The organism is Tunicatimonas sp., from assembly GCF_049647865.1.
Lineage (GTDB): Bacteria > Bacteroidota > Bacteroidia > Cytophagales > Cyclobacteriaceae > Tunicatimonas.
The window spans coordinates 1-5,269 of the sequence record NZ_JBARYM010000616.1 but is presented as its reverse complement, the minus strand read 5'-3'; the positions used below and the strand labels follow the sequence as shown (position 1 = coordinate 5,269).

Annotated in this window: 4 protein-coding genes and 1 pseudogene; 1 reads left to right on the top strand and 4 read right to left on the bottom strand. The window is 47.7% G+C overall.

Translation table 11 applies throughout. The features are described from left to right. A pseudogene (locus WBA23_RS18115) lies at nt 1-190 on the bottom strand (hypothetical protein); the annotation flags it as partial. 789 nt (nt 191-979) lie between these two features. Here WBA23_RS18115 and WBA23_RS18110 point away from each other — a divergent pair. Beyond that, entirely contained in the window at nt 980-1,618 is a 639-nt protein-coding gene (locus WBA23_RS18110; RefSeq protein WP_424583688.1) for a hypothetical protein, read from the top strand. Between the two features lie 99 nt (nt 1,619-1,717). Here the strand turns inward: WBA23_RS18110 and WBA23_RS18105 are convergent, their stop codons facing one another. The 3 genes from WBA23_RS18105 to WBA23_RS18095 all read right to left on the bottom strand — a co-directional run bounded on the left by WBA23_RS18105 (nt 1,718) and on the right by WBA23_RS18095 (nt 5,113). Next, entirely contained in the window at nt 1,718-2,983 is a 1,266-nt protein-coding gene (locus tag WBA23_RS18105; RefSeq protein ID WP_424583687.1) for a ribulose-bisphosphate carboxylase large subunit family protein, read from the bottom strand. A gap of 133 nt (nt 2,984-3,116) precedes the next feature. Further along, complete coding sequence (locus WBA23_RS18100) at nt 3,117-4,157, bottom strand: Gfo/Idh/MocA family protein (RefSeq protein ID WP_424583686.1); 1,041 nt, start codon at nt 4,155-4,157, stop codon at nt 3,117-3,119. Between the two features lie 98 nt (nt 4,158-4,255). Beyond that, nucleotides 4,256-5,113: a sulfatase-like hydrolase/transferase gene (locus WBA23_RS18095; protein ID WP_424583685.1), complete on the bottom strand. Its 858-nt coding sequence runs from the start codon at nt 5,111-5,113 to the stop codon at nt 4,256-4,258. Nucleotides 5,114-5,269: the final 156 nt, after the last annotated feature.

The window sequence follows — 5,269 nt, the reverse complement described above, 5'->3', positions numbered from 1 at the left end:
CTTTCTCCATCTGTCGGCAAAAGTGGCAAGAAGGAGTATAGGCATAGAGAAAAATAGGCTTAGTCTCTTTCTTTGCTCTTTGAAGTGTTTCAGACCAAGATGAACTGGAAAAGTCAATGCTTTTTCTATGTTGAGATTTACACACCATAATGGTGGAGAGAAGGATTAGAAGTGTTAGTAGAGTCTTCATCAGGTTATTTTTATGTAGCATACAACATATGATAATGGCGACTAGTCTCCGTTATTTCTTTTATATCAGCTCGTTTTTAGAAAAATGTTTTGTTCACCAGCATCATTATATTCCCTTTCGAATAGAGGATACAAATTACAAAATACCTACCTACCTAGCTACTTTAGTGCAAGTCTAAAAAATGCCCGTTTAGTAGCAGTAACAGAAGAAATAATACTTTACTTCCAAGTTGAAGCTCTGGAGAAGTTGGGATCGTGTTAAAAGCACTTCGTGAAATAGGGGTTTATTGAAGATGTGTACTATAATGAGTTGATGAAGCAACGCCTTAAACGAGAGAAGTGAGAAATTTGGTGTTTAAGCACCACTTATTGTGGGGCAGTACCTCAATTCACATTTAACGTACTGCCCCGTATTAACCATTTCTTAATCTGCTATCAAAAGCTTCTCCTTAGGTAAAGAAAAATTGGTGAATACCTTATTTAAAAGTTAAAAGACAGGAAGCTTCTTCACCTTACATCCTACCCCAATCAATTAAACTTACACAGGTAATACTTCGCCTGAAAGTAAGTGGTGGCCTACGACTGCATTGGTTAATATTGTAAGAGTAATTTCCTCCATTTATCGTCACTGCGAGCGGACACCGTGCGGGAACAAAATGACGAAGCAGTCTCCCACTTATTGTCACAGGAGGTTCTATGAAGGAGATTGCTTCCCCGCCTTAAGCGGATCGCAATGACGGCTCGCGGCAAATTTTGGTTTGCTATTTATTAACTAAAACCACAGAATACGATGAAAAAGCAGTCGATTAATAATCATTTAAAGGGCGCGCAGGCGATGATTCGTAATGCGAAAGGTAACCCTGCTATTTTACAAAAACTGACCGAGTGGGGCTACTCGGCTCAAAAGATTGATGAAGCCGCCACCCTGCTGGCCAATACGCAATTAGCCCAACAGTCCAAAAAGCAGGATTACTCTACTAAGAAAGATGTAGACCGGCAGTGGCGTACCGACTGGACCGCCTTTCAGCAGCAGTACCGGGAGCACCGGGCAGTAGCCAAAACACTGTACCGAAACGATGCGGCTACTTTAGAGCGGCTACGACTCAATCGTTCTGTCCCCAACCGCATTACCGATATTCTGGATCAGGCCGAAGACTTCTACCAAGTTATTGCCGGGAATAAGGATATGGCTAAGCTGGGCATTAAAGCAGACGAACTTACTCAGGCCAAAGCGATGGTTGATACCTTAGTTAGCCTACGGGAGCGACGTCTTCAGTGCAAAGGAGCTGCCGAGTCGACCACCCAGAAGCGCAACGAGGCGTTAGCTGAATTAAGGGTTTGGCAGCAGGAGTTTAGCCGGGTTGCCAAGATGGCGCTCAAAGATGACCCTCAATTGCTGGAAGTACTGGGGATTATTGTTCCCGCCTAAATCAGTGAATAATGGATAGTTGAAAATGGAAAGGGGAAAATGGACAATGGAAAGTTACTTCTTGTCCACTGTCCACTATCAATCATCCACTTTCAATTATCACTTGTTTCCGTAAAGTTCGATGGCCTGCTGAATTTCCGGATGCTGGTCTTGAAGATCGTAGATCGTTTGCCCTTTCATAGCTCCTTCCCAACCTAATTGGATGCTGCGGACTCCGGCAGCTAATCCGCCGGGGTGACCGGTAATGCCGCCCCCGCAGAGGTACATTAAATCGGCACTTTGCATCGCCTGATACGTATCGTGCGCCTGCTCGGCCCATTGCCCCGAAGAAATCACTGGGGTTACCGGGTATCCTCCGCCGGTAGGATTCAGGCAAGATTTGATCGAACGAAGTACGGATTCGTCGGTTTCGCAGAACTTATTGCGGATACCGTTGGTATGAATATGATCGGCACCGGCCAGCGAAAAGATCGTCTGATACACCGGAAAATCCAGTCCAATAGCCTCAGAACGGGAGTACAGCCCCCAGCCGTTGCGGTGCCCGTGAATGGGTAGCTGGCAGTGCTGCCGTAGTTTAGCTACGCCGCTGATTCCTACCCAGTTGAGACTAACCATCACGCAGGTGCCGCCTTGCTTCAGTACGTAATCGTGGCGACGGAGCATATCGTCAATGTCGCCGCTAAGGTTAAAGGCAAACATAGATTTCTTGCCGTGCCGGTCGGCGTAGCGGTTGATTACCTTCATCACCGCATCTACCCGCTGCTCGAAAGGGGAGTGGGGCGAGTCGCCCATTAGTTCATCATCTTTAATAAAGTCCAGTCCGGCCTCAATGAGCGTTTCTACCTGCCGGGCGGTTTGCTCCGGGCTAAGCCCTACACTAGGTTTAATAATAGTGCCGATAATCGGACGGTCATCCATCCCGATGAGCTCCCGTGTTCCAGCCGTTCCAAATTGGGTGCCGGGGTAGGCTTTCTGGTAATCCGCCGGTACGGTAATCTCTAGCAGCTTAAGCGCGGAGAACGGAGCCAGTTCAAACAGATTGCCCGCTACGGTAGCCATCAGGTTAGATAAGTTCACCCCTACATTCTCTAACGGCCAGGAAAGCGTAACTTTCGCCTGTTGGTACGTAGGATTAGTGACTCCTTTCGGCACTCTAGCTTTCGGCAAGGAGGGCTGATTGGTTTCGCCGACTACCTCAATACCTTCAATATGCGCTGCATGTTTTTCTTTTAGCTCATCGGTCTCGCCCGGAGTCTTCACAAACGTACCCGACGATTGCTCACCCGCCATCATCTCAGTGGCTTGCTCCAGCGGAAAAGCAGTTTCAATTAAGTAAGTAGCGCGGATGGGACGGGGGGTAGGCATAATGTCTTTATGGTATTATAGTGCTTGGTATTAGGGTGTTATAGTGTTAAAGGTGTTTAGGATTTTAAGTTCAAAGTTCAAAATAGCCTAACTCAAAACTCTAAACTAATAACTACGCACAAAAACACTTTATTTAAGAGAATATCGGTTCTTCTAGTGTGATGACTTGCTTCATTTTGGCGGAGCGGTAGCATTCGTAGACGAGCTGTAGGGTTCGGTAGTTATCGGCGGCGGTGGTTTCGGGCTTGGTGCCATTTTGTAGTGCGGTTAAAAAGTTCTTATTAATATCTACCATGCTGGAGTGTACCAACGCATAATCGGGATTAGCCCAGTCGTACTTTTTGGGAGTGGCTACTTTGCGGTAGCTTCCTTCGCGGTTGGTCACAGTAATACGGTAGTTATGATCCAGGCGAACGGAGCCTTTGCTTCCTTCAACCAGCAGTAGGGTATGCGGAAAGACTTCCTTCTCCAGCACCGAGGCGTAAGACATCTCGGCGTAGCAGTGCACTCCGCTTTCCATTTCCAGCAACACATTCGCTACATCCTCTCCGGCAATATTTGGATTTACTCGTTGAGTGAGGCAGCGTAGGTTGACCGCTTCCCCAAACAGAAAGCGAACCATATCTAGTGTATGCGAACCAACGTCGGCCAGAATAAATTTATCTAGCTCCGCCAAATTGGGCTGATTATCAAACACCGGAAAGGCCGAGGTGAAGGTAACCCGCCCCTTAAACGCTTCGCCAATCTCTCCCGAATCCAGTATTGATTTCACCCGGCGGATAGGAGCTTGCCAACGGAAATTCTCGTGGACAAACAATGGTACTCCCGCCGCACGGTGCGCCATAATCATCTGACGGGCAGTATCCAGATCCGGGGCGAAGGGCTTTTGGCAGATAGCCGGTAGCTGGTGCCGAGCTGCTAACTGCGTAAATTTCTGGTGGGTTTCTATAGTCGTGATAATATCCACAAAATCCAGCGACTCCTGCTCCAGCATGTTCTTGGCATCAGTATAGTAGTTGGAGACCCCAAACTTCTTCGCTGTCTGCTGGGCTCTTTCGTCGCTCTGATCGCAAACCGCTACTAGTTTGACTCCGGCTAGCTCTTGCCAAGCCGCAATCTGATACTGGGCCCAGAACCCACAGCCAATAACCGCAAATGATAACTCGTTGCTCATGGCCCACAAACATAAAGAATAAAAAAATTGGGAGGGTTATTTTCTGCTGTTATTTGGTAAAATAAGATAGTATATCAATTAAAAATAAGTGGTTATGGCTACTTCTTCCACACCTGACTCTTAGCGGTAACATCTACGTCCCAGGCTTGAGGCGGCAATGGAACGTAGCGAGGGTCGCTATCCTGCTCAGGAAAAGCTTTTATGACTGAGGTTAGATGCTTGTAGCTTTTCTGCGCTTCTTCTGAAGGAAAATTAGTGAATAAGTCGTGTTGCTCGTACGGGTCAGTTTCTAAGTCATAAAATTGCGCGACTTGTCCATTAGTATCTACGTACAGCTTGTACCGCTTATTTCGCAGTACTCGGTCGCGAAAGCGGTATTCGTTCTCTACCCCGTTTTCGGTCAGGCGGGCGTTGTTTCCTCCGCCCATGCTCAGTATCCAGGTCCGTTCCGTATCGGAAGTTTCGCCGTATATCACATCTTTGAAGGAAACTCCGTCGGTTATGTGGCCGGCGGGCACTTCGCTTTCGGCGATATCCAAAAAGGTAGGCAGCAAATCCGAGAAATCAATCAGCGCATCGGACACTTCGCCTTGGGGTACTTTGCCCGGACAGCTTACAATAAAGGGGGCATTGATACCAGCTTCCACGGTCAATCCCTTTCCTCCCGCTACTTGGTGATCATTTAGTGTTCCTTCAATGCCTCGGGCGGTACCGTTATCAGTTGTCCAAATAATGATGGTATTGTCCCGTACTCCGGCATCTTCCAGAGCCTGAATAATTTCGCCGGTCATTGCGTCGGTGTAGCGCACCATTGCTTTATGTTTTTCTAGGTTAGTTTCGGCAGAACTACCGGGTGGGTTCACCAGTGGCGTATGCGTGAGCACCATCGGATAGTAGATAAACATAGCCGTATCGCGGTGCTCGTGAATGAAATCGATAATAAAATCTTTAAACACATCTGGTCCAAAGGCATCGGGTTAGGTTTTACTGCCGGTTTTGGTAAAGATGTACGGATTCCAGTAGCGCTCGGCACTGGCTTCCACTCCGGTTTCGTAGCCGGTCCACATACAGTAGTGGTCAAAGCCGTGACGTTCCATAGCATCGGGCTGCAC